The sequence below is a fragment of the Caballeronia mineralivorans PML1(12) genome (genome assembly GCF_001028175.1).
Lineage (GTDB): Bacteria > Pseudomonadota > Gammaproteobacteria > Burkholderiales > Burkholderiaceae > Caballeronia > Caballeronia mineralivorans.
Genome location: NZ_AEJF01000344.1, coordinates 1 through 330 on the forward strand (window position 1 = coordinate 1; position 330 = coordinate 330).

Below are 330 nucleotides of genomic sequence, written 5' to 3' on the forward strand. Positions count from 1 at the left end.
GCGGGCATGCGCGCACTTGCGGCGGCACCCGGCGAGACAGCAGACGCAACCGGTACCTCGGGGGCCACGAAGCGCGCGCCGATCTCGAAGCCCAACAGGAACAGCAGCGCGCACAGCAACAGCGCGCAGCTCGCCGCGATGGTCACCATCCGCGAGGTCATCGAAAAAACGTAGGGCATCGTGCGTCGTCCTCAGGGAATCAAAGTCGTGAACTGGGCCGGTGCGACGATCGCGATCACGCCACCCCACGCGCACATCAGTTTCGAAGCGTCCTGCAGCGCCGGCAGGCCGCCGATCAGCACCGTTGGCGAACCGGGCAGCCACGGCGCC

1 protein-coding gene is annotated in these 330 nt (G+C 67.9%); it reads right to left on the reverse strand.

Annotated elements, in window-relative coordinates; translation table 11 throughout:
• Positions 1-191 precede the first annotated feature (191 nt).
• Positions 192-330 (reverse strand): PAAR-like protein (locus tag EOS_RS45510; protein ID WP_152693280.1); only part of this gene is annotated, 139 nt, incomplete at its 5' end.